General features: G+C 63.5%; 17 protein-coding genes. 13 read left to right on the top strand and 4 right to left on the bottom strand.

What is annotated here, in order from left to right:
• The first annotated feature begins 39 nt into the window (after positions 1–39).
• Positions 40–1,218, top strand: a complete 1,179-nt coding sequence (locus LB526_RS13940) for a M24 family metallopeptidase (protein WP_224525559.1) — start codon at positions 40–42, stop codon at positions 1,216–1,218.
• 94 nt (positions 1,219–1,312) lie between these two features.
• On the opposite strand, the gene LB526_RS13935 is transcribed toward LB526_RS13940, so the two are convergent.
• The gene (locus LB526_RS13935; RefSeq protein WP_224525562.1) at positions 1,313–2,593 is read right to left on the bottom strand and encodes a M23 family metallopeptidase; all 1,281 of its coding nucleotides are present in this window, start codon (positions 2,591–2,593) and stop codon (positions 1,313–1,315) included.
• A gap of 298 nt (positions 2,594–2,891) precedes the next feature.
• Here LB526_RS13935 and LB526_RS13930 point away from each other — a divergent pair, with 298 nt between their 5' ends.
• Together LB526_RS13930 and LB526_RS13925 are read left to right on the top strand one after the other, a co-directional pair.
• Positions 2,892–3,893 carry a sterol desaturase family protein gene (locus tag LB526_RS13930; protein ID WP_224628084.1) on the top strand — a complete coding sequence of 334 codons (1,002 nt, stop codon included), beginning with the start codon at positions 2,892–2,894 and terminating at the stop codon, positions 3,891–3,893.
• On the top strand, positions 3,890–5,026 hold the full coding sequence (locus LB526_RS13925) for a GNAT family N-acetyltransferase (RefSeq protein ID WP_224525564.1): 1,137 nt from the start codon (positions 3,890–3,892) through the stop codon (positions 5,024–5,026). Before LB526_RS13930 ends, LB526_RS13925 begins: the two co-directional genes overlap by 4 nt.
• Before the next feature lie 41 nt (positions 5,027–5,067).
• Here the strand turns inward: LB526_RS13925 and LB526_RS13920 are convergent, their stop codons facing one another.
• The gene (locus tag LB526_RS13920) at positions 5,068–5,535 is read right to left on the bottom strand and encodes a peroxiredoxin (protein WP_140840217.1); all 468 of its coding nucleotides are present in this window, start codon (positions 5,533–5,535) and stop codon (positions 5,068–5,070) included.
• A 95-nt stretch (positions 5,536–5,630) separates the two neighbouring features.
• Between LB526_RS13920 and LB526_RS13915 the strand changes: the two genes are divergently transcribed.
• The gene (locus LB526_RS13915) at positions 5,631–9,053 is read left to right on the top strand and encodes a DUF3971 domain-containing protein (protein ID WP_224628082.1); all 3,423 of its coding nucleotides are present in this window, start codon (positions 5,631–5,633) and stop codon (positions 9,051–9,053) included.
• An 11-nt stretch (positions 9,054–9,064) separates the two neighbouring features.
• Here LB526_RS13915 and tyrS read toward each other — a convergent pair whose 3' ends face one another.
• The gene (gene tyrS / locus LB526_RS13910; protein ID WP_224628079.1) at positions 9,065–10,318 is read right to left on the bottom strand and encodes a tyrosine--tRNA ligase; all 1,254 of its coding nucleotides are present in this window, start codon (positions 10,316–10,318) and stop codon (positions 9,065–9,067) included.
• A gap of 347 nt (positions 10,319–10,665) precedes the next feature.
• On the opposite strand from tyrS, the gene LB526_RS13905 reads away from it, so the two are divergent.
• Positions 10,666–12,309, top strand: a complete 1,644-nt coding sequence (locus LB526_RS13905) for an ArnT family glycosyltransferase (RefSeq protein ID WP_224628077.1) — start codon at positions 10,666–10,668, stop codon at positions 12,307–12,309.
• A gap of 48 nt (positions 12,310–12,357) precedes the next feature.
• Positions 12,358–13,221, top strand: a complete 864-nt coding sequence (locus tag LB526_RS13900) for a phosphatase PAP2 family protein (protein ID WP_224628075.1) — start codon at positions 12,358–12,360, stop codon at positions 13,219–13,221.
• 27 nt (positions 13,222–13,248) lie between these two features.
• Here LB526_RS13900 and LB526_RS13895 read toward each other — a convergent pair whose 3' ends face one another.
• Positions 13,249–13,923, bottom strand: a complete 675-nt coding sequence (locus tag LB526_RS13895) for an alpha/beta hydrolase (RefSeq protein ID WP_095765174.1) — start codon at positions 13,921–13,923, stop codon at positions 13,249–13,251.
• Positions 13,924–14,190: 267 nt separating this feature from the next.
• Between LB526_RS13895 and LB526_RS13890 the strand changes: the two genes are divergently transcribed.
• From LB526_RS13890 to sufA, 7 genes are all read left to right on the top strand, one after another.
• Positions 14,191–15,351, top strand: coding sequence for a cysteine desulfurase family protein (locus LB526_RS13890; RefSeq protein ID WP_224628073.1), 1,161 nt, complete (start codon positions 14,191–14,193; stop codon positions 15,349–15,351).
• Positions 15,352–15,588: 237 nt separating this feature from the next.
• Complete coding sequence (gene sufB, locus LB526_RS13885) at positions 15,589–17,106, top strand: Fe-S cluster assembly protein SufB (RefSeq protein ID WP_224628071.1); 1,518 nt, start codon at positions 15,589–15,591, stop codon at positions 17,104–17,106.
• Between the two features lie 26 nt (positions 17,107–17,132).
• On the top strand, positions 17,133–17,888 hold the full coding sequence (gene sufC, locus LB526_RS13880; protein WP_224628069.1) for a Fe-S cluster assembly ATPase SufC: 756 nt from the start codon (positions 17,133–17,135) through the stop codon (positions 17,886–17,888).
• A 25-nt stretch (positions 17,889–17,913) separates the two neighbouring features.
• Positions 17,914–19,185 (top strand): Fe-S cluster assembly protein SufD, encoded by a 1,272-nt coding sequence (gene sufD, locus LB526_RS13875; RefSeq protein ID WP_224628067.1) that lies wholly within the window; start codon positions 17,914–17,916, stop codon positions 19,183–19,185.
• Between the two features lie 100 nt (positions 19,186–19,285).
• Entirely contained in the window at positions 19,286–20,527 is a 1,242-nt protein-coding gene (locus LB526_RS13870) for a cysteine desulfurase (RefSeq protein ID WP_224628066.1), read from the top strand.
• 5 nt (positions 20,528–20,532) lie between these two features.
• The gene (locus LB526_RS13865; protein ID WP_095765178.1) at positions 20,533–20,925 is read left to right on the top strand and encodes an SUF system Fe-S cluster assembly protein; all 393 of its coding nucleotides are present in this window, start codon (positions 20,533–20,535) and stop codon (positions 20,923–20,925) included.
• Positions 20,926–21,020: 95 nt separating this feature from the next.
• Positions 21,021–21,401 (top strand): Fe-S cluster assembly scaffold SufA, encoded by a 381-nt coding sequence (sufA, locus tag LB526_RS13860; RefSeq protein WP_224602555.1) that lies wholly within the window; start codon positions 21,021–21,023, stop codon positions 21,399–21,401.
• The last annotated feature ends 5 nt before the right edge of the window (positions 21,402–21,406 follow it).

Raw genomic sequence — 21,406 nt, 5'->3', positions numbered from 1 at the left:
GCTTCGTCCCGCCCAGATCGATCCCGATGAGGAGGAAAGATGATTGAGCTGCCTTTTGCCCGCGAAGAGTACCAGCGGCGGCTCGCAAGAATCCGCGCCGAGATGGCCAAGCGCGGCATCGAACTCCTGATCGTCAACGACGTCGCCAACCAGCATTACATCACCGGTTATGACGGCTGGTCGTTCTACACGCCGCAGGTCGTGCTTGTTCCCATCGAGGATGCCGAGCCGGTCTGGATCGGCCGCGCCATGGATGCGGCCGGCGGGTTGCTGACGGCCTGGATGAAGCCGGAAAACGTGATCGGATTTCCGGAGGACCACGTTCAGCGCGCCGATCGTCATCCCATGGACTGGATCGCGGCCTGGATTGTCGCCAAGGGATGGGGAAGCCGCCATATCGGCGTCGAGCTCGAAGCCTATTATTTTTCGCCGAAGGCACATGCGCGGCTCGTCGCCGGATTGCCCAATGCGAAATGGCACGACGCCGACCTGCTCGTGAACTGGATCCGCGCGGTGAAGTCGGCGCCGGAAATCGCCTATCTGCGCGACGCATCGAGGCTGGCCGAAGCGGCGGTCGCGCGGGCCTACGAAGTCATCGCGCCGGGCGTGCGCGAATGCGATGCGATCGCCGCCATCCAGGCGGCGCAGATCGCCGGCAGCCCGGATTTCGCCGGCGACATCACGGCGCTGCCGCCGACGATCCTCGGCGGCGAGAACGCGTCCGCGCCGCACATCATGTGGAGCGACAGGCGGTTCGGAAAGGACGAAACGATCGCGCTCGAGCTTGCCGGCGTCTGCCGCCGCTACGCCGCCGGGCTCGCCAGGACCATGCAGCTCGGCAGGATGCCGACCCGCGTCGCAGACACGGCAAAGGCGGTGATCGAGGGCATGGATGCGGTGCTCGAAACCGCACGTCCGGGAACGACCGCTGAGGCGGTCGAAGCTGCATGGCGCAAGGTCATAGAGCGCCACGGGCTGAAGAAGGAATCGCGTATCGGCTATTCCATCGGCGTCGCCTATCCGCCGGATTGGGGCGAGCATACGATCAGCCTGAGACCGGGCGACAAGACGGTGCTCCAACCCGGCAATGTCGTTCATTCCATCCTGGGCATGTGGATGGATGGCTGGGGTATCGAGATCAGCGAGACCATCTTGGTGACCGATACCGGCAACGAGACGCTGACGAGATTCCCGCGGGATATCCATGTCAAAGCCTGACTGGCCGGCGCGAGCGGTGCGGCGGCCGGTATCGATGCCGGGATTGTCGATCGGATGATCGAGATCGGGCACGGCGCCGATTTGGATCAGCCGGTCAAAGGTACTGCGCGACCTTCTTGCCAACGGTGAGGAAGCGCAGCGGGTCGACCGCCTCGCCATCGTGGCGCACTTCGTAGTGCAGGTGCGGACCCGTCGAGCGGCCGCTGCTGCCGGTCTTGCCGATGACGTCGCCGGCGGCGAGCTTTTGGCCGACACTCACATCGATCTCGCTCAGATGTCCGTAGCGTGTGGCAAAGCCGTTGCCGTGGTCGACCTCGACCATGCGGCCGTAGCCGCCGGCCCAGCCGGCTCTTGTGACGACGCCGGCGGCGGTGACTTTGGCCGGCATGCCGATCGGCGCCCTGAAATCCATTCCCGTATGCAGGGCGGCGCTGCCCAGGATCGGATCGGTGCGCACGCCGAAGGGGCTGGTCACCGTGCGACCCGGGGCGGGATTGGCGAGCGGCAGCTTGCGCGCCTCTTTCTTGATCTGGTCGAGCGCATCGAGCGCCTCGTCCAACTCCTTGACCTTGCTGTCGAAACCCATGGTGGGATCAAGCGGAACCAGCGGGCCGCCGACATCGCTCTTGTTCAGTTCGCCGTCGACCGGCAGGCCGGCCGCTTCCAGTGCCTGCGCTATGGCATCGGCATTCTTGTAGGCGTTGTCGGCAAGCGTGGCGATGCGCGAAAGCTGCTGGCCCTCGATGGCCTTCAACGAAGCATTGATCGAGACGAACAGCTTGTCGGCGCGATCGGCCGCCGTTTCGCCGTCAAGCGGATCGGACCGTGTCGACCAGAGCGAGAAGGGCCTTGTATCGCCGGCGTCCAAGGATGCGACGGAATAGGTCGACGCCTGCGAAAGGCTGCCGGTGACCTCGGCGTGCTCGTCGGGCTTGGGTGCCGTTGCGCCCGTTGCAGGTGCGTCACCGACCTCGTTCTCGGCGCGCTCGAGGATCGGCCCAAGCCGTCCGTGCCGCTCGCTGAGCTGGGTCTGCCTGGCCAGCAGCTCGCTGACCTTGGTCTCCATCAGCTGCTGATCGAGAAGCTGGCGGCTGGTGATGCGGTCGACCTGGGCACGGAGGGCCGAGATGCGGTCCTCATAGGCCTGCTGCATGCGCGCCTGCCTTGCCGTCGTGGCGCCGATCAGGTCGTCGCGCAGCACCAGATAGGAAGTCGCGAGCAGATAGCCGATGGCGATCGCCGCCAGAGCCGAGCCGATGAAGGCCGCGAGCCAGGGGCGGATGGTGAAATGCCTGATCTCGTCGCCCCGGGCGATGATGACCGTGTGCGGTTCCTTACGCCTGCCGAAGACAGCTGACTGACCGGTTGGTTTCACGGGGACCAAGCTTTCGTTACGGACTAACGACAAGCCTGATTACACATTATTAGGGTTAACAAAGTTTTGCCGTGTCGACCGCGCGGCGCCGGATGCACGCAGTACGGGCATGAGGTAGCGCGAAAATCTTCAGGACGCGGACGCCGTGTCGCGTTGGCGATGAGCACCAAAGTTCTGCCAGGAGCAGCCTGTAGCTCGCAGAGCAAGGCTCGGGTTTCTTAACTGTCTTCGATTGCGTTTAGTTGACGTTTTTCGAGTAAAGGCGTGTTGGTATTTGGGATTCATCGTGGCGGTGGGAATGCTGGGCGATCTGGTTGGCAAGATCCTCGACAAGATTTCGGGCACCAGTCTGCTGGCGACCGGGCTTTTGCTGCTGACTGCCTTTGTCAGCGCGCTTGTGGCCTATTGGCGCGCGGTCGAGGAGAAGAGCTGGAAGGAGTTTTTCGAGTTCGCCATCCCGCGTGAGGTCATCACCCATCCTTCCGCGAAGGCCGACCTGCTGTTCTGGGTCACGAAGAAGGCCCTGATGCCTTTCCTGATGCTGCCCGCCGGAATCGTCTTCGTCACGGTGGTGGGGTACGGGACCAACTGGCTGTTTTCGACACTGTTCCACTTCCAGCCGCCTCTGACCGAGGGGCCGGCAGGGCCGGTGACGGTTCTGATCTTCACCGTCAGCATGCTCCTGGCCTACGACATTTCCTATTACCTCTATCATGTCGCCCAGCATCGCTATCCGCTGCTTTGGGAACTGCACAAGGTGCATCACTCGGCCCAGGTGATGGTCGGGATCACCAAGGACCGGGTCCATCCGCTCGACGAGTTGATGAACCGAGCTTGGGACGGCATCGTCGTGGGGCTCTGCTTCGGCATCTGGTCGCTGATTTCGCTGAACCTTGTCGAACTGACCGTTTTTGGCGTCAACGTCTATGTCATGCGTAACATCCTGATGATGGATTTCGTCAGGCACACGCATTTCAAGATCTCGTTCGGCCCGCTCAACAATTTGATCCTGTGTCCTCACTGGCATCAGTTGCATCACAGCGTCGATCCGCGCCACTACGACAAGAACTTCGGGCTGCTCTTCTCGTTCTGGGACCGGCTCTTCGGAACATTGTGTGTGCCGAAGCCTGACGAGGACTTCAAGTTCGGACTGGTCGATCGCGATGTGCGCGACTATCAGTCGCTCGCAGGCCTTTACGTCATGCCGCTGAGGCGGATGTGGGGACATATTGCCAGGCGCATCCGGCCCGGAAAGCCACGGTCACGCACCTCGCGAGCCTCGGAGGGGACACGGCCATGAACGCTCCCGTTGTTCTCGCAATCCCGCGGACACGCACCTTCGAAGTCGTGACAACGGCGGCGCGCCTTGCCGAGATCGCACCGGCCTGGAGCGCGCTCTGGCACCGGGCTGGCGGGCTTGTCTTCCAGCACCCGGATTGGATCGCGGCCTGGTGGCGCACCACCCCGCAGCAGGAGCGGCGCGCGCTCAGGATTGGGCTTGCCTGGAACGGCGACCGGCTCGATGGCGTGATAGCGCTCGCGACCTTCAGGCGTTCCGGCATCCGCGTACTCGAATGGGCGGCCAAGGATCACAGTGACTATGGCGACGCGCTGGTTGCACCTCACAGCGACCCGCGGGCGATCTTCCGCCTCTGGCAGTATGTTTTTGACCAGGGTGGCTTCGACCTGATCTATCTCAACCGACTGCTACCGGATGCCGGTGTTCATGCCCTGCTGGAACCGGCTCATGGCAAGGCGCTTCGGCCCAACCACCGCGCTGAACTTAGCTATCGTGTCGCTGGCTCCTGGCAGGGTGGCGCGGAATGGTTCGAGACGTTGTCCAAGAAGGGCCGGCAGAATTATCGTCGCGGCCGCAAGTTCATGGAAGAAAGCGGTGCATTGCGTTTCCGGCTGCTGGATGCGGAGGACCCGCGCGAACCGGTGCTCGAGCGCGTCGCGACGCTGAAGCGCCTCTGGCTCGCTCGCCATGGTCGTGCCTCGGATCTGTTCGACAAGGGCTCGCCGGTTCTCGCCGCGCTTATTTCGGTGCTGGCCGATCTCGGGCTGTTGCGCATCTTCGTGCTGGAGCTTGACGACACGATCGTCGCCGTCTCGATCAATTTCGAGCAGCACGGCACGATGATGGCTTTCGTCACCACCTATGATCCCGAATACGAGCGCGCCTCGCCGGGTATGGTACTGATGATGGACTATATCCAATGGTCGTTCGACCGCGGCCTTGCCACGATTGATTTTCTCTGCGGCGGCGAGGATTTCAAGCGGCGCTTTGCCACGCAATCAGTCACGCTGTCGTCCATGATGGGCGCGCGCGGCTTGCGTGGCCATCTTGCCGCGCTGGCCGATCAGGTGAGCCATCGTTCGAAATCCTGGAGGACGCGGCGGCAGCCGAAGCCTGAGGCATCTGACGAGTAACGACCATAATTGTCGATTGCTTTGGCGGGCTTTGGCGACGCTCAGAGCGCGCGAACGGCTTCCAGCACGGCCTCGGCATGGCCCTTGACGCGAACCTTGCGCCAGATACGGGCGATCCGCCCGTCCTTCCCGATCAGGAAGGTGGCGCGCTCGACACCCATATATTTGCGCCCATACATCGTCTTTTCGACCCACAAACGGTAGGCCTCGATCACTTTGCGCTCCTCGTCAGCGATGAGATCGACCGTGAGATCGTGCTTCGCCTTGAATTTGTCGTGTTTCTTCGCGCTATCAGGCGACAGCCCGATCACCACGGCACCGGCCTTCTCGAACTCCGGCTTCAACTGCGAGAAGCTGATGGCCTCGGCGGTGCAACTTGTGGTGTCGTCTTGCGGATAGAAGTAAAGTACAACTGGCTTGCCCAGGAACGCCGCGAGGCTGAGAGAGCCGCCGCCGTCACGCGGAAGATCGAATTGCGGCGCTGCGTCGCCCACCTCGAGGTCAGCCATATCGATGCCCTTGTTTGCGGTTACGCGCGGGAAATCATCGATATAACGTGAGGCGGGGATTCGTCCACGACGAGTTCGTCACAACGGAATATTGCTTGGATCAGGAAGAACCGCAGCACGAGAAGATCAGGTTCAGGCGTGACGAGATCACCGACCTGGCGAGGCTTCCGTCCGCGTGCAGCGTGCCGCCGCTCGGCCGGGCAGCCGTGCGGCGGCGTTTCCGCGTCCTCGGCCGGGTGTTTGCCGGGTTTTGCGCGCTCATGCTTCTGGCGGCGGCGGGTGTCTATGTCCTCGGCGCCTCCGGCATCGGCACGGAGCGCCTGCGGACTGAGGCGGAGACAGCCATCGAGAAGCTGGCCGGCATCGATGTCAACGTCGCCGTCGGCCCGGCTCGGCTGACGCTCGACGGGTCGAGCTTCGTCGCCCTGCAGGTGAACGATGTCAGCCTGAAGACGGCCGACGGCAAGCCGATGGCCGATATCGGACGCGTACGTTTCGGCATGCGCCTTCTGCCGCTGCTTTCGGGCGACGTCCGGCTGACGAGCGCCAGATTTTCCGATGCCCATATCGTGGTGGGGGCCATGCCCTCCGGAGGCAGCGACTGGACGGCGGCGCTGCGCAACGCGGATGGCCTTGTCGACCCGGAGAAAGTGTCGGCGGCGGTGTTTTCAGGCGTCAACGGCGCGCTTGATGCCGTGCGCGAGGACTCGATGCGACAGATCGATCTGCGCAATGTCGAGTTCAAGCTGCCGGACGCCGGACCGGTCAAGCGCGTGACCATCGCCTCGGCGACCGTCGCGCAGACAGGCGCGGGACGCATGCAGGTTTCCTACGATGCCGATGTCGATGGCCGGCACGCGACTTTGACCGCCTCGGCGACGCGCGATGCGACGGCAAGGCGCATTTCGTCGCTGGACGCCAATCTCGAGATAGAAGGCGCCCCCGGCAAGGGCAGTTCGACCGAGGCCGCCCCGGCCGATGGCGCCAAGCTGGGTTCGATCGCATTGAAGCTTTCGGGCTCGGAAGCGTCGGGCGACAACCCGTCGCGCCTCGCGGCTTCGCTCTCCCTCAACGGTTCGGTGCTCGACCTGGGCGAGCGCGGGCTGCTGCCGACCGATGTCGAAGCCGATGCCACGCTGGTGGCCGGTTCAAACAAGATCTCGGTCGACCGGCTGCTGATCAGGAGCAGCCGCTCCAGCTTCAACTTTGCCGGATCGATCGGGCCGAAGCCGGCAGCTGCGGGGGAGGAGCCCGCCTACCGCTATGATCTCACCAGCGACGGCTCGACGCTGGCGCCTTCGGAATCGCAGGAACCGGCGCTTCAGTTCCTGGCCCGTATCGCCGGTGTCTACCAGCCGAAGAGCCGCAAGCTCGTTGCCGAGCAGATCGGCGTGCGCTCCGGCGGACCGGGCGAGGTACTGGGCGCGGCCACCGTCGCCTTCATCGACCACGGCCCGCCAGGGGTATCGCTGTCGCTCAACGTGCATGACATGCCAGTCTCGCATGTCAAGCAATTGTGGCCGTGGTTCTCGGCCCGCAACGCGCGGCTTTGGGTGCTGGGCAACTTGTTCGGCGGCACGGTGACCGACGCCAATCTGCAGTTCCAGGTCGCGCCGGGGCGCCTCGGCAACGGCGTGCCGCTTACCGGCGATGAAGTATTCGGCCGTTTCCAGATCGAAGGATCGCGCTTCGATACCGCCGGGCGTATCCCGCCGGTCCGCGACGCCGTCGGCGCGGTTGCGTTCCATGGTAACGATGTCGATATCGCGCTCTCCTCGGGCAGCGTCTATATGCCGAGCGGCCGCACCGTGGCGGCAAGCGGCGGCACGCTGACGGTCAAGAATGCAAACCGACCGATTGTCATCGGGGGGCTCGACATCGACGTGGCGGGCGAGGCGCCGGCGATCGCCGAACTGGCCTCCTATGAGCCGATCAATGCCATGCGCCATGTCGGACTGGCACCGGAAGACCTGTCCGGCACCGTCACCGGCCATGTCAGAGCGGACATTCCGCTGACCAAGGGCATGGACACCTCGAAGCTAGATTGGCTGGTTTCGCTCGATTATCGGGACCTGTCGCTGGCGAAGCCTTTCGAGGACCAGACCGTGACCGACGCCGATGGCTCGATCACCGTCGGGCCAAAGCAGGCGGTGATTTCCGCCGAGGCCAAGCTCAACGGCATTCCGGCCGACCTCGATCTCGTCGAGCCGCTCGCCGACGACGGGCCGGCGCGAAGCCGCAAGGTTACGCTGGTCCTCGACGACAAGACGCGCAACGCCAGCATGCCTGGACTGTCGGCCCTGCTATCGGGAACCATCAAGGTGGCGATCGACAAGAGCGGCGAGGGCGCCCAGCAGGTTTCGGCGGACCTGACCAATGCCAGGCTCGACATTCCGTGGGCGGGCTGGAGCAAGGGCGCCGGCATTCCCGCCAAGGTCGCTTTCGACATGGCGAAGTCCGGCAGCACCACCACATTGACCGATTTCGCTCTCGACGGAAAAAGCTTCTCGATCGACGGCAATGTGACGCTGGTCAACGGCTCGCTGTCCGCGGCCCGCTTCAGCAAAGTCGCGTTGAACAGAGGCGACGATATCGCCGTTTCGGTCAAGCGTTCAGGCAAGAGCTACGCTGTCGATGTCAGCGGCGCGTCGCTCGACGCCCGCTCGCTGATCAAACAGTTCACCTCGGATGTCGATACAGCCACGAAGGGCGCCGGCAGCGACGCGATCTCGGTGAGCGCCGATGTGGCATCGCTGACCGGTTTTCATGACGAGGTGCTCTCCAATCTCAAGCTCGAATACAGCGCCGCCGGATCGCGGGTGAATGGGCTAAACGTCACCGCCGCGGCAAGCTCGGGCGCCGCGATCACGATCAACAACACCACCAGCGAAGGCGGCCGCGTGCTCAGGGTGAAGTCTGCCGATGCCGGCGCGATCCTGCGTTTCCTCAATGTCTACGAGCATATGGAAGGCGGCGCGATCACGCTGTCGCTCTCGGGCGCCGGCGACGGGCCGATGAAGGGACAGGTGGATGCCCGCAACTTCTATGTCGTCAACGAGCCCAAGCTGGCCTCGATCGTGTCGACGACGCCGGCTGGCGATACACGCAGCCTGAACCAAGCCGTCAAAAGCAACATCGACACGTCCAGGGTGCAGTTCGAGCGCGGCTTTGCCGAGATCGACAAGGGTTCCGGCTATCTGAAACTGGCGAACGGTCTGCTGCGCGGCCCGCGCATCGGCACGACCTTCCAGGGAACGCTCTACGATCCCAACAACAACATGGACATGACCGGAACCTTCATGCCGGTCTACGGGCTCAACCGCATCTTCGGCGAACTGCCGCTGTTCGGGCCGTTGCTGGGCAACGGACGCGACCGCGGCCTGATCGGCGTCACCTACCGGCTGCGCGGCAATGCCAACAAGCCGACGCTCAACATCAATCCGCTATCGGTGGTGGCGCCGGGCATATTCCGCTCGATCTTCGAGTATAGGCAGCAACCGTCCCAAACTGCGCAGTAAGGTTCGGCCGATCAGCTCGCCCGCACCAGCACGTGCTTCTTCTTGCCGAGCGAAAGCTTCACGAGGCCTTCCGGGCCGAGATCCTGAAGCGTGACGACGCGCCGGTCGTCGGTCAGCGGCTGGTCGTTGACGCGCACCGCGCCGCCCTGGATGTGCCGGCGCGCTTCGCCGTTCGAGCCGGCCAGCCCGGCGCTTACGAAAAGCGCCAGGATGCCGATGCCGGCTTCGAGGTCCGATTTGGCTACTTCGATGCTGGGCAGAGTGTCGGCGAGCGCGCCTTCCTCGAAAGTCTTGCGCGCCGTCTCGCTTGCGGTTTCGGCAGCATCGCGGCCATGCAGCATGGCGGTGATCTCGGTGGCGAGGATCTTCTTCGCCTCGTTGATCTCCGAGCCGCCGAGCTTTTCAAGGCGCGCCACCTCGTCGAGCGGCAGGGTCGTGTAGAGCTTCAGGAAGCGCCCGACATCGGCGTCCTCGGTGTTGCGCCAGTACTGCCAGAATTCGTAAGGCGAGAGCATGTCGCCATCGAGCCAGACCGCGCCCGAGGCCGATTTGCCCATCTTGGCGCCGGAGGAGGTGGTGAGCAGCGGCGTGGTCATGGCGAAGAGCTGCACGCCCTCCATGCGGTGGCCGAGGTCGATGCCGTTGACGATATTGCCCCACTGGTCCGAGCCGCCCATCTGCAGCCGGCAGCCGACGCGTTTGTAGAGTTCGACGAAGTCGTAGGCCTGCAGGATCATGTAGTTGAATTCGAGGAAGGACAGCGACTGTTCGCGATCGAGTCTCAGCTTCACGCTATCGAAGGCAAGCATGCGGTTGACGGAGAAATGCCGGCCGACATCGCGCAGGAAATTGACGTAGTTGATCTGCATCAGCCAGTCGGCGTTGTTGACCATGACCGCGTCGCCCGGGCCGCTGCCGAATTTCAGGTAAGGCGCGAAATTGCGGCGGATGCCGACGAGATTGTCGTCGATGTCCTGCGGGGTGAGCAGCTTGCGCGCCTCGTCCTTGAAGGACGGGTCACCGATCATCGAGGTGCCGCCGCCCATCAGCGCGATCGGCCGGTGGCCGGTCTGCTGCAGCCAATGCAGCATCATGATCTGGATCAGCGACCCGGCGTGAAGGCTTTTGGCGGTGGCGTCGAAACCGATATAGGCGCTCACCGTTTCCTTGGCGAAGAGCTGGTCGAGGGCGGATTCATCCGAAATCTGATGGATGAAGCCGCGCTCGCTCATGATGCGCAGGAAATCGGATTTGAAGGCGGACATTTTTTCTTCCTGGAGGTCGCCGGGCGCTTGGCCATGCTTGATATGAAGGCGCGCGTTTAGCATCCAAGCGCGATCAGCAAAAGTGGTTTCCGGTTTTGCTTCCGATCGCGCTTCAACCAACAAACACGCGATCAGCAAAAGTGGTTTCCGGTTTTGCGTCCGATCGCGCTTCAACCAACAAACACGCGGTCAGCAAAAGTGGTTTCCGGTTTTGCTTGGAATCGCATACGGCGCGGCGCGTCCTTGCTTCGCCCTTTTTGCTGGCGTAATGAGGCGCCGCGCAAAGACACGGCGCCATGCACCGCGACGGGGCCATCCCGCAGTTTCAGATCGGAAAAGCTCCCGCGATGAACAGGAACACCCTCATCCTCTTTCTGTTCAGCATCGTCATGACCGTCAGCGGGCTGGCAAGCCTGCCGCCGGTCGACCGCGATGAATCCCGTTTCGTCCAGTCGACCAAGCAGATGGTCGAGACCGGCGACTATGTCGATATCCGCCTGCAGGATGTCACGCGCTACAAGAAGCCGATCGGCATCTACTGGCTGCAGTCGGCCGCCGTGGCGTTGAGCGGCGAGGGGGCTGCGGCGCCGATCTGGGTCTATCGCCTGGTCTCGATGCTGGGCATCGCGCTCGCTGTCGTCGGCATCGGCTGGACCGGGACGAAACTCTTCGGCGCCAGTGCCGGGCTGGCCGCCGGCCTGATGATGGCGGCGATCTTCGCCACCGCCTTCGAGGGGCGCGACGCCAAGACCGATGCCATGCTTCTCGCCTGCTGCGTGATAGCGCAAGGCGCGCTGGCGCAGGTCTATTGGGCTTCGAAGCGCAACGAACCGGTTCCCGGGCATCTGCCGTGGATCTTCTGGATCGCGCAAGGCTTCGGCATCCTCATCAAGGGCCCGGTTTCACCGCTTTTGTCGCTGCTGACCGCCGCTGCCCTCTTTGCCTTCGACCGCGACTGGCGCTGGCTCCTCAAGATGAAGCTGGTGCGCGGCGTCCTGATCGTGCTGGCGATCGTGCTGCCGTGGCTGATCCTCATCACCTGGAAGAGCGGCGGGGCCTTCTTCCAGGAAGCGGTCGGCAAGGACATGCTGAACAAGGTGGCGCAGGGCGAGGAATCGCACGGCCTGCCGCCCGGCTTCTACATGCTGACTTATTCGCTGTTCATGTGGCCCTTCGGGCTGATCGCGGTCGGCGCCGGGCTCCAGGCTATCAACCGGTTTTGGGAGGATCCGCGGCTGCGCTTCTGCCTGGCCTGGTACATCCCGTTCTGGCTGGTGTTCGAGGCGATCCCGACCAAGCTGCCGCATTATGTGATGCCGGCCTATCCGGGCATGGCGCTTCTGGTCGGCTGGCTGCTCACCTTGCCGGCGGACGAGGCCAACGCGCCACTGAAGCGCTGGCAGACATGGCTGTGGTGGGCGACGGCTTTCGGCCTTGCCGTGGTGGCGATCGGCCTTGCCGTGGTCTGCGTCGGCGCGCCGCTTTACCTCGCCAAGACCTTCTCCTGGTGGAGCATACCGGCGGCGATCGCCGCTCTGGTCACCGGCTATCTTGCCTTCCCCAGGCAGTTGCAGGTGCCGCTGCCGCGGATCGCGGCCATCGCCGTCGGCGCCGGCATCACCTTCAGCTTGCTGTTCGGCGTGATCGCGCCGTCGCTGAAACCGATCTGGCTGAGCCCCGCCGTCAAGGCCGCTGTCGACGCCAACCGCCCTTGCGACACCACGGTGCTTGCCTCGGCGAAGTTCCAGGAGCCAAGCCTGGTCTTCCTGGTCGGCACCAAGACCGTGCTGACCGACATCGAGGGCGTGGGGCAACATCTGCTTGCCGATCCATCCTGCGCGCTCGGGCTGGCGCCGATCAAGGACGAGCAGAAGCTTACCAACGTGCTGGCCGCCCAGGGCAAATCGGCGAAGCGGCTGACCGAGATCAATGGCATCAACTATTCGTCAGGAGACAAGTTGTCGCTCGGGCTTTATCGGGTGGCTCCGTGATGAATAGCGTCGGGCATCGAATGTCCCTATAGACTTTGCGCCGAAGCCATGTCTGCCGCGCCGCCCCTTGCCCTTTACCGCCGCTCGCTCGGCAATTTCCGCGACACGATGTCGATCGTGAGGCGACGCTTTGCCGTGCGGCCGGCGCGCTATCCGAGAATTCTGTGGAGCGTCTGGCTCATAGCCTGGATATTGCTCACTGTTGCGACTTTCCTGCGCCTCGATATCAGCGCGGGCGAGATGCGCGGCCAATGGTCCTCCGGATTTGCGCGCTTCACCGATTTCTTCACGCAATTCGGCCTCGGCGGCTGGTATCTCATTCCAGCGGCGCTCTGCCTTGTTGCCGCCAATCTGACGGATTGGCGCGGCCTGTCCCGGCATGGCCGGATGATCGTCTACAACTGGACGTGTTTCGCGTTCCTGGTGCTATGCGCCGTCGGCCTGTCGGGTGTTGCGGTCAACGTGCTGAAATACGGAATCGGCCGCGCCCGGCCGCTTTATTTCGACAGCTTTGGCGTCCTGTCGCTGCATCCTTTCGCCATGGACGCGCGCTTTGCCGGTTTCCCGTCCGGCCATGCCACGACGATGGGCGCCGTCTTCGGGATCCTGCTGCTGTTGTTCCCGCGGCGCTGGTACATAGCGCTGGCGATCACCGCCTGCATCGCTTCGACACGCATTTTCGTCGGCGCGCACTATCCCAGCGACACGGTCGCGGGCTTCGGGCTCGGACTGGCGTTCGCGGTGCTATCGGGGCTGGTGTTTGCCCGGCTCGGCTTCATCTTCGGCCAGACCGATTCGAAGCTGCCGGTGCGCAAGCGGACGTTCCGGTTGGTACCGTCCCGCGCGCCAAGAGGCAGGGCTTCGACAGCCGATACGGTCGAGGCCGGAGTCGATCAAACCCAGATTCCTTAAGACGCCCTGACTGGCGGCCTTCCGCGCTTAGCGCAGCCGCTTCGGCCTCGGATCGGCCAGCTCGCCCGCCAGGCGACGGTCGAGATAGTCGGCGCACTCCTGGATCAGCAGCTCGGAATCGTTGGCGAAGAAATGGTTGGCACCTGGGATCGTCTTCTGCGTGATGGTGATGCCCTTTTGCGTGTGCAGCTTGTCGACCAGGCCCTGCACATCCTTCGGCGGCGCCACCTTATCGGCATCGCCATGGATGATGAGGCCGGACGACGGACAGGGCGCCAGGAACGAGAAGTCGTAGGTGTTGGGCTGCGGCGCGACCGAAATAAAACCCTCGATCTCGGGCCGGCGCATCAGGAGCTGCATGCCGATCCATGCGCCGAAGGAATAGCCGGCGACCCAGCAGCTCTTCGAATCCGGATGCAGCGACTGCACCCAGTCGAGCGCGGCGGCCGCGTCCGACAATTCGCCGGTGCCATGGTCGAACTCGCCCTGGCTGCGGCCGATGCCGCGGAAATTGAAACGCAGCGTGGTGAAATCGCGCTTCTGGAACATGTAGAAGAGGTCGTAGACGATCTTGTTGTTCATCGTGCCGCCGAATTGCGGGTGCGGATGCAGCACGATGGCGATCGGGGCGCTCTTTTCCTTCGAGGGCTGATAGCGTCCCTCCAGGCGACCAGCCGGACCGGCGAAAATGACCTCAGGCATAAAATACTCCACATGGCATATGAATGCGCTCGCCCGGAACTTTCCTGATCCCGACTCACCCGCGGCCCCACATCTTCTGTGGCCTTGACGCCGGGCGAGCGTGTTCCTAGAAGCTAGTTTAGAATTGTTCAAAACTGGGAGGCCGAAACCCGATGGTCCGGCCGCCCGCGCCGCAAGCCGGGTAAATAGGACGGCTTGCCTTGCAATTTCAAGGAAATAACGCGCTATCCTGGCGGGATAGTCGGCGGAAGGACGAACTGAGCGAAAATGGCCGCAGCCCGCGCCTATCTCGACTACAATGCCAGCGCGCCGCTCATTGCGGAAGCGCGGGCAGCGATGGTCGCCGCGCTCGATGCCGCCAACCCGTCATCGGTCCACACGGAAGGGCGCGCCTCGCGCCGGCTGGTCGAGGACGCGCGCCGCGACGTGGCGCGGCTGGTCAACGCCAAGCCTGAACATATCGTCTTCACCTCCGGCGCCACCGAAGCCGCCTCGACGCTGCTTACGCCCGACTGGCAGATGGGGCGCGGATCGATCCGCATGAGCCATCTCTTCGTCTCCGAAGCCGACCATCCCTGCATACTGAATGGTGGACGCTTCGCGCCGGCGCAGGTGACGAAGATCGGCGTCGACCCGAACGGCATTGCCGATCTCGAGGCGCTGGCCGCCGCGCTCGGCGCGCATGACAAGGCCGCTGGTCTGCCGCTGGTGGCGATCCACGCCGCCAACAACGAGACCGGCGTTATCCAGCCGATCGGGCGCATCGGCGAGATCGTCAAGGCCGCCGGCGGGGTGCTGGTCGTCGACGCCGTGCAGGCTGCCGGGCGGATTCCGCTCGATATGTCAATTCCTTATGCCGATTATCTGATCCTGTCCTCGCACAAGATCGGCGGCCCGAAGGGCGTCGGCGCGATCGTGGCTGCATCCGACCTGATGATGCCGCGCCCGCTGATCAATGGCGGCGGCCAGGAGAAGAGCCACCGCGCCGGCACGGAAAACGTCGCCGGGATCGCCGGTTTCGGCGCTGCGGCGCGTGCCGCGCTGGCCAGTCTCGCCGACATGGACGCCATCGCGAGCCGGCGCGACGAGGTCGAGGCGATCGTGCGCGACCTCGCGCCGGACGCGGAAATCTTCGGAAATGGCACTCTCAGGCTTGCCAACACGACATTCTTCGCTATTCCCGGCGTCAAGGCCGAAACGGCGCAGATCGCTTTCGATCTCGCCGGCGTCGCGCTGTCTGCGGGTTCAGCCTGCTCGTCGGGAAAGGTCGGGCCAAGCCATGTGCTGAAGGCGATGGGGCATGGCGACAGCCTGGGCGCGCTGCGGGTCTCGATCGGTCGGGCCACCGGCCCCGAGGATATCGCGGCGTTTCGGGCGGCACTGGCCTGCATCGTCGCCCGCCGCGCGGGCAAGGAAGAAGCCGCCTGACGGCGGAGCATCGGAGCGAGAAACGCCTTGCGGTTCTCGGATTTCCGCTGCCTGAACAAGAATTCAGGCTTTAGGGCCTGGTAGAGCCGTGCGTTTTGTCCTGGCCGGGTGAATTTCCGGGGGACACGCACTATATGAAACTTACTCCGCCGCGAGTCCCTCCCTGGGACGCGATTTCGGCGGTGCCATAGTTTGAAAACTGCCGGGCCTTGACCCCGGCGTGGATGGAGAACGCTTATGCCTGCTGTGCAGGAGACGATCGATCGGGTTCGAAAGATCGACGTCGACCAGTATAAATATGGATTCCAGACAGAGATCGAGATGGACAAGGCCCCCAAGGGCCTTAGCGAAGACATCATTCGTTTCATCTCGGCAAAGAAGGATGAGCCGGACTGGATGCTGGAATGGCGTCTGGGGGCGTATCGCCGTTGGCTGACGCTGGAAGAGCCGACCTGGGCGCGCGTCCACTATCCGAAGATCGATTTCCAGGACATCCACTACTACGCCGCGCCGAAGAGCACGCCGGGGCCGAAGTCGCTGAGCGAGGTCGACCCTGAACTGCTCAAGGTCTATGAGAAGCTCGGCATTCCGCTCAAGGAGCAGGAAATCCTGGCCGGCGTGCAGAAGACCGATGCCTCGGAGCTCGAGGAAGCCAGCGACAACGTCTATAAATCGGGCCGCGTCGCGGTCGATGCCGTGTTCGATTCCGTTTCGGTGGTCACCACCTTCAAGAAGGAACTGGCGCAGGCGGGCGTCATCTTCTGCTCGATCTCGGAAGCGATCCGCGAGCATCCGGAGCTGGTGAAAAAATATCTCGGCTCGGTCGTGCCGACCTCCGATAATTTCTACGCGACGCTGAATTCGGCAGTGTTCACCGACGGCTCGTTCGTCTTCGTGCCCAAGGGCATTCGCTGCCCGATGGAGCTGTCGACCTATTTCCGCATCAACGAGAAGAACACCGGCCAGTTCGAGCGCACGCTGATCATCGCCGAGGAGGGGGCTTACGTCTCGTATCTCGAGGGCTGCACGGCGCCGCAGCGCGACGAGAACCAGCTGCACGCCGCGGTGGTCGAGCTGATCGCGCTCGACGATGCCGAGATCAAATATTCGACGGTGCAGAACTGGTACCCCGGCGACGCCGAGGGCAAGGGCGGCATCTACAATTTCGTCACCAAGCGCGGCGATTGCCGCGGCGATCGCTCGAAGATCTCGTGGACGCAGGTCGAGACCGGTTCGGCGATCACCTGGAAATATCCGAGCTGCATCCTGCGCGGCGACGATTCCAGCGGCGAATTCTATTCGATCGCGGTATCGAACGGCTACCAGCAGGTCGACAGCGGCACCAAGATGATCCATCTCGGCAAGAACACGTCGAGCCGCATCATCTCCAAGGGCATCGCCGCCGGCTTCTCGCAGAACACCTACCGTGGCCAGGTCTCGGCGCATCGCAAGGCGATCAACGCGCGCAACTTCACCAATTGCGATTCGCTGCTGATCGGCGACCAGTGTGGCGCGCACACCGTGCCCTACATGGAAGCCAAGAATTCGACGGCGCAGTTCGAGCACGAGGCGACGACCTCGAAGATCTCCGAAGACCAGAAGTTCTACGTCATGCAGCGCGGCATCCCCGAGGAAGAGGCGATCGCGCTGATCGTCAACGGCTTCGTCAAGGACGTCATCCAGCAGCTGCCGATGGAGTTCGCTGTCGAGGCGCAGAAGCTGATCGGAATCAGCCTAGAGGGTTCGGTCGGCTGACCGCAAAAGACATTCAGGAAGAAACCATGCTTGAGATCAAGAATTTGCACGCCCGCATCGTCGATGACGGCACCGAGATCATCCGCGGGCTGAATCTCTCGGTGAAAGCCGGCGAGGTCGCCGCCATCATGGGGCCGAACGGCTCGGGCAAGTCGACGCTGTCCTATATTCTCGCCGGCCGCGAGGACTACGAGGTCACAGAAGGCGACATCCTCTACAACGGCCAGTCGATCCTCGAAATGGATCCGGCCGAGCGCGCTACCGCCGGCATCTTCCTCGCCTTCCAGTATCCGATGGAGATACCGGGCGTGGCGACCATGGAATTCCTGAAAGTGGCGATGAACGAGCAGCGCAAGGCGCGCGGCGAGGAGCCGTTGAAGATCCCGGAATTCCTGAAGCGGGTGAAGGAAGCGGCGGCCTCGCTCAGCATGGATATGAACATGCTGAAAAGACCGCTCAATGTCGGCTTCTCCGGTGGCGAGAAGAAGCGCGCCGAGATCCTGCAAATGAAGCTGCTCGAGCCAAAACTCTGCGTGCTCGACGAGACCGATTCCGGCCTCGACATCGACGCGCTGAAGATCGTCTCGGACGGCGTCAACGCACTGCGCTCGCCGGACCGGGCCATCGTCGTCATCACCCACTACCAGCGCCTGCTCGAGCACATCGTGCCTGATACGGTGCACGTGCTCTACAGGGGCCAGGTGATCAAGTCGGGCGACAAGTCGCTGGCGCTCGATCTCGAGGCCAATGGCTATGCCGGCGTGATCGGGCAAGCCGCGTGACATGGGAGCGGTCGAGGCAAAAGTCATGAACATGCATGCACAGCCCCAGCGGACATTGGCCGAGACGGCGCTGATCGACGCCTTCGGCGAACGGCTGTCGCTGCTGCCCGGCGACGGCGCGGTGATGGTGAAGCGCGACGATGCGATCGAGGCGATCAAGCACGGCCTGCCGACGCGCCGCGTCGAATCCTGGCATTATACGGACCTGCGCCGGCTGCTGACGTCGGTGCCGGCTTTCGAGGCCGGCGCCGTCGTCAAGGCGCTTGCGCCGGTTCTTGAAGGCTCGGCCGTGCTGCCGGTGCTGAACGGCGTCTCGCAGACGAAGCTGCCGGAGATCGACGGCGTCACGGTGCAGCGCCTGTCGGAAAAGCTTACCGACGGCAGCGTGGCTCCAGGACTGGATCCCTATGGCAGCGACGATGCGATCGGCGCGCTGAACACGGCTTTTGTCGCCGACGGCTATTTCGTCGACATCGCCGACGGGGCCGAGCTGGAAAAGCCGATCGAATTGCAGAACCTGCAGGCCGGCGGCCAGTCGCATGTGCGGCTGCTGGCGCGTGTCGGCGCCGGCGCGAAGGCGATTGTCGTCGAGCGCCAGGCAGGCGAGGGCGACGAGGCGCTCGCCTCTTCGGTCAGCCAGCTCGTGGTCGGCGACGGCGCGGAAGTGACCTGGCTGATCGTGCAGGAACAGCCGGACACGGCCACGCATCTCGCCCAGTTCAAGGCGCATATCGGCAAGGACGCCAAGCTGACGCTGTTCGTGATGAACGCCGGCGGCAGGCTTGTTCGCCAGGAGGTCGTCGTCAGGACGACAGGCGAGGGCGCCGACTTCAAATTGCGCGGCATCAATCTTCTCGCCGGCGACACCCACACCGATGTGACTATGGTGCTCGACCACGCCGTGCCGCACACCACGTCGACCGAAGTGATCCGCAACGTAGTGACCGGCAAGGCGCGCGGCGTCTTCCAGGGCCGCATCAATGTGCATCAATACGCCCAGAAGACCAACGCCAAGATGGCCTGCAACACGCTGCTTCTGTCGGATGACGGCGAGTTCTCGACCAAGCCGGAGCTGGAGATCTTCGCCGACGACGTCGTCTGCGGCCATGGCGCCACCGTCACCGAGATCGACCACGACCATCTGTTCTACCTGATGGCGCGCGGCATCGACGAGAAGTCGGCGCGGGGTCTCCTGGTGAAGGCTTTCGTGGCCGAAGTGATCGAGGAACTGGACGACGAGGCGCTGGTCGAAGCGCTGGAAGCGCGGCTCGACGGCTGGTTTTCGACGCACGGCTAGCGCCTAACCTTCTCCCCTTGTGGGTGAAGGTGGCCGAGCGAAGCTCGGACGGGTGAGGGGTGTTGGAAGGATCGCGGCTTCGGCCGACAAGGACTTCGAAATGGACCAGAAGATCGAAACCGCTCCCTATGACGTCGAGGCGATCCGCCGCGACTTCCCGATCCTGTCGCGCCAGATCTATGGCAAGCCGCTGGTCTATCTCGACAACGGCGCCTCGGCGCAGAAGCCGCAGGTGGTGCTCGACATCATCCAGCACGCCTATTCCCAGGAATACGCCAACGTGCATCGCGGCCTGCATTTCCTGTCGAACGCCGCGACCGACGCCTATGAGAATGCGCGCAAGTCGGTGCGGCGGTTTCTCAATGCGCCGAGCACCGATAACATCGTCTTCACCTCCAACACCACATCGGCGATCAACACCGTCGCCTATGGCTGGGGCATGCCGCGGATCGGCGAGGGCGACGAGATCGTGCTGTCGATCATGGAGCATCACTCCAACATCGTGCCCTGGCATTTCATCCGCGAGCGGCAGGGCGCGAAGCTCGTCTGGGTGCCGGTCGACGATCTCGGCGTCTTCCACATCGAGGAATTCGAGAAGCGCCTGAGCAACCGCACCAAGCTGGTCGCCATCACCCATATGTCCAATGCGCTGGGCACGGTGACGCCGATCAAGGAGATCGTGCGCATCGCGCATGCGCGCGGAATTCCTGTCCTCGTCGACGGCAGCCAGAGCGCGGTGCACATGCCGATCGATGTGCAGGACCTCGACTGCGATTTCTTCGTCTTCACTGGACACAAGGTCTACGGTCCGTCTGGCATCGGCGTGCTCTACGGCAAGAAGGACAGGCTGGAGGAGATGCGCCCCTTCATGGGCGGCGGCGAGATGATCGAGGAGGTCACGGAAGACATCGTGACCTACAACGAGCCGCCGCACCGCTTCGAGGCCGGCACGCCGCCGATCGTGCAGGCGATCGGCCTGGGCGCCGCGCTCGACTATATGGAGAAGATCGGCCGTGAGCGGATCGCCGCGCACGAGGCGGACCTCAAGGCTTACGCGCATGAGCGGCTGCGGGCGATCAACTCGCTGCGCATCTTCGGCGACGCGCCCGGCAAGGGCGCCATCATCTCGTTCGAATTGCAGGGTATCCATGCGCACGATGTGTCGATGGTGATCGATCGGCAAGGTGTCGCGGTCCGGGCCGGAACGCATTGCGCCCAGCCGCTGTTGAAACGCTTCGGCGTCACCTCCACATGCAGGGCATCGTTCGGCATGTATAATACCAGGGCCGAAGTCGATGCTTTGGCCGAGGCCCTGGAAAAGGCGCGAAAGTTCTTCGGGTGATGATGATGGACGACGTGAGCACCACCGCGGAAAAAGCGCCGGAAACGGCCGCGAACGGCATCGTTTCGGCCTCGGCGATCCCCGCCGACGAGCTGGCGCGGCTGACCGACGACATCGTTTCGGCGCTGAAGACCGTCTACGACCCGGAAATTCCGGCCGACATCTATGAGCTCGGCCTCGTCTACAAGATCGACATCGAGGACGACCGTTCGGTCAAGATCGATATGACGCTGACCGCGCCGGGCTGCCCGGTGGCCGGCGAGATGCCTGGCTGGGTCGAGAACGCCGTCGGCGCCGTCGAGGGCGTGTCCGGTGTCGAGGTCGCCATGGTGTTCGATCCGCCATGGACGCCCGACCGCATGTCGGAAGAAGCGCAGGTCGCGGTCGGATGGTATTGAGGCCGATAGCCTTGCGCCAGTCGTAAAACTTCACCATTTTAGGTGAGAATCATTCGGCAGGCCTTGAACCTGCATGGAATGGAGAAGGAAAAAATATGGGACGCTTCGCCGTCATCACCATGACCGACAAGGCCGCCGACCGCGTGCGCGAGATCGTGGCTGCGCGCGATAGCGCGCATGGCATCCGGCTCGGCATCAAAAAGGGCGGTTGCGCCGGCATGGAGTACACGGTTGACCTTGTGACCGAGCCGAATCCCAAGGACGACCATATCGAGCGCGACGGCGCGCATGTCTATGTCGCGCCGGAGGCGGCACTTTTCCTGTTCGGCACCGAGATGGATTTCGAGCAGACCACGCTGCGCACCGGCTTCACCTTCAAGAATCCGAACCAGAGCTCGGCCTGCGGCTGCGGCGAATCCGTCGAGCTGAAGCCGGCCGACCTCAAGGCGCTTGCCGAGGCGCGCGCCTCGGCCTGAGCAGA

It is taken from the genome of Mesorhizobium sp. CA6 (assembly GCF_020165035.1).
Taxonomy (GTDB): Bacteria; Pseudomonadota; Alphaproteobacteria; order Rhizobiales; family Rhizobiaceae; genus Mesorhizobium.
This window is presented reverse-complemented; position numbering and strand designations above follow the sequence as displayed.

Excerpts from the sequence above, each read along its gene's own strand:
- LB526_RS13940 (WP_224525559.1), top strand. The coding sequence starts at position 40 with ATGATTGAGCTGCCTTTTGCCCGCGAAGAGTACCAGCGGCGGCTCGCA.
- LB526_RS13930 (WP_224628084.1), top strand. The coding sequence starts at position 2,892 with ATGCTGGGCGATCTGGTTGGCAAGATCCTCGACAAGATTTCGGGCACC.
- LB526_RS13925 (WP_224525564.1), top strand. The coding sequence starts at position 3,890 with ATGAACGCTCCCGTTGTTCTCGCAATCCCGCGGACACGCACCTTCGAA.
- LB526_RS13920 (WP_140840217.1), bottom strand. The coding sequence starts at position 5,535 with ATGGCTGACCTCGAGGTGGGCGACGCAGCGCCGCAATTCGATCTTCCG.
- tyrS (WP_224628079.1), bottom strand. The coding sequence starts at position 10,318 with ATGTCCGCCTTCAAATCCGATTTCCTGCGCATCATGAGCGAGCGCGGC.
- LB526_RS13905 (WP_224628077.1), top strand. The coding sequence starts at position 10,666 with ATGAACAGGAACACCCTCATCCTCTTTCTGTTCAGCATCGTCATGACC.
- LB526_RS13900 (WP_224628075.1), top strand. The coding sequence starts at position 12,358 with ATGTCTGCCGCGCCGCCCCTTGCCCTTTACCGCCGCTCGCTCGGCAAT.
- LB526_RS13895 (WP_095765174.1), bottom strand. The coding sequence starts at position 13,923 with ATGCCTGAGGTCATTTTCGCCGGTCCGGCTGGTCGCCTGGAGGGACGC.
- LB526_RS13890 (WP_224628073.1), top strand. The coding sequence starts at position 14,191 with ATGGCCGCAGCCCGCGCCTATCTCGACTACAATGCCAGCGCGCCGCTC.
- sufB (WP_224628071.1), top strand. The coding sequence starts at position 15,589 with ATGCCTGCTGTGCAGGAGACGATCGATCGGGTTCGAAAGATCGACGTC.
- sufC (WP_224628069.1), top strand. The coding sequence starts at position 17,133 with ATGCTTGAGATCAAGAATTTGCACGCCCGCATCGTCGATGACGGCACC.
- sufD (WP_224628067.1), top strand. The coding sequence starts at position 17,914 with ATGAACATGCATGCACAGCCCCAGCGGACATTGGCCGAGACGGCGCTG.
- LB526_RS13870 (WP_224628066.1), top strand. The coding sequence starts at position 19,286 with ATGGACCAGAAGATCGAAACCGCTCCCTATGACGTCGAGGCGATCCGC.
- LB526_RS13865 (WP_095765178.1), top strand. The coding sequence starts at position 20,533 with ATGGACGACGTGAGCACCACCGCGGAAAAAGCGCCGGAAACGGCCGCG.
- sufA (WP_224602555.1), top strand. The coding sequence starts at position 21,021 with ATGGGACGCTTCGCCGTCATCACCATGACCGACAAGGCCGCCGACCGC.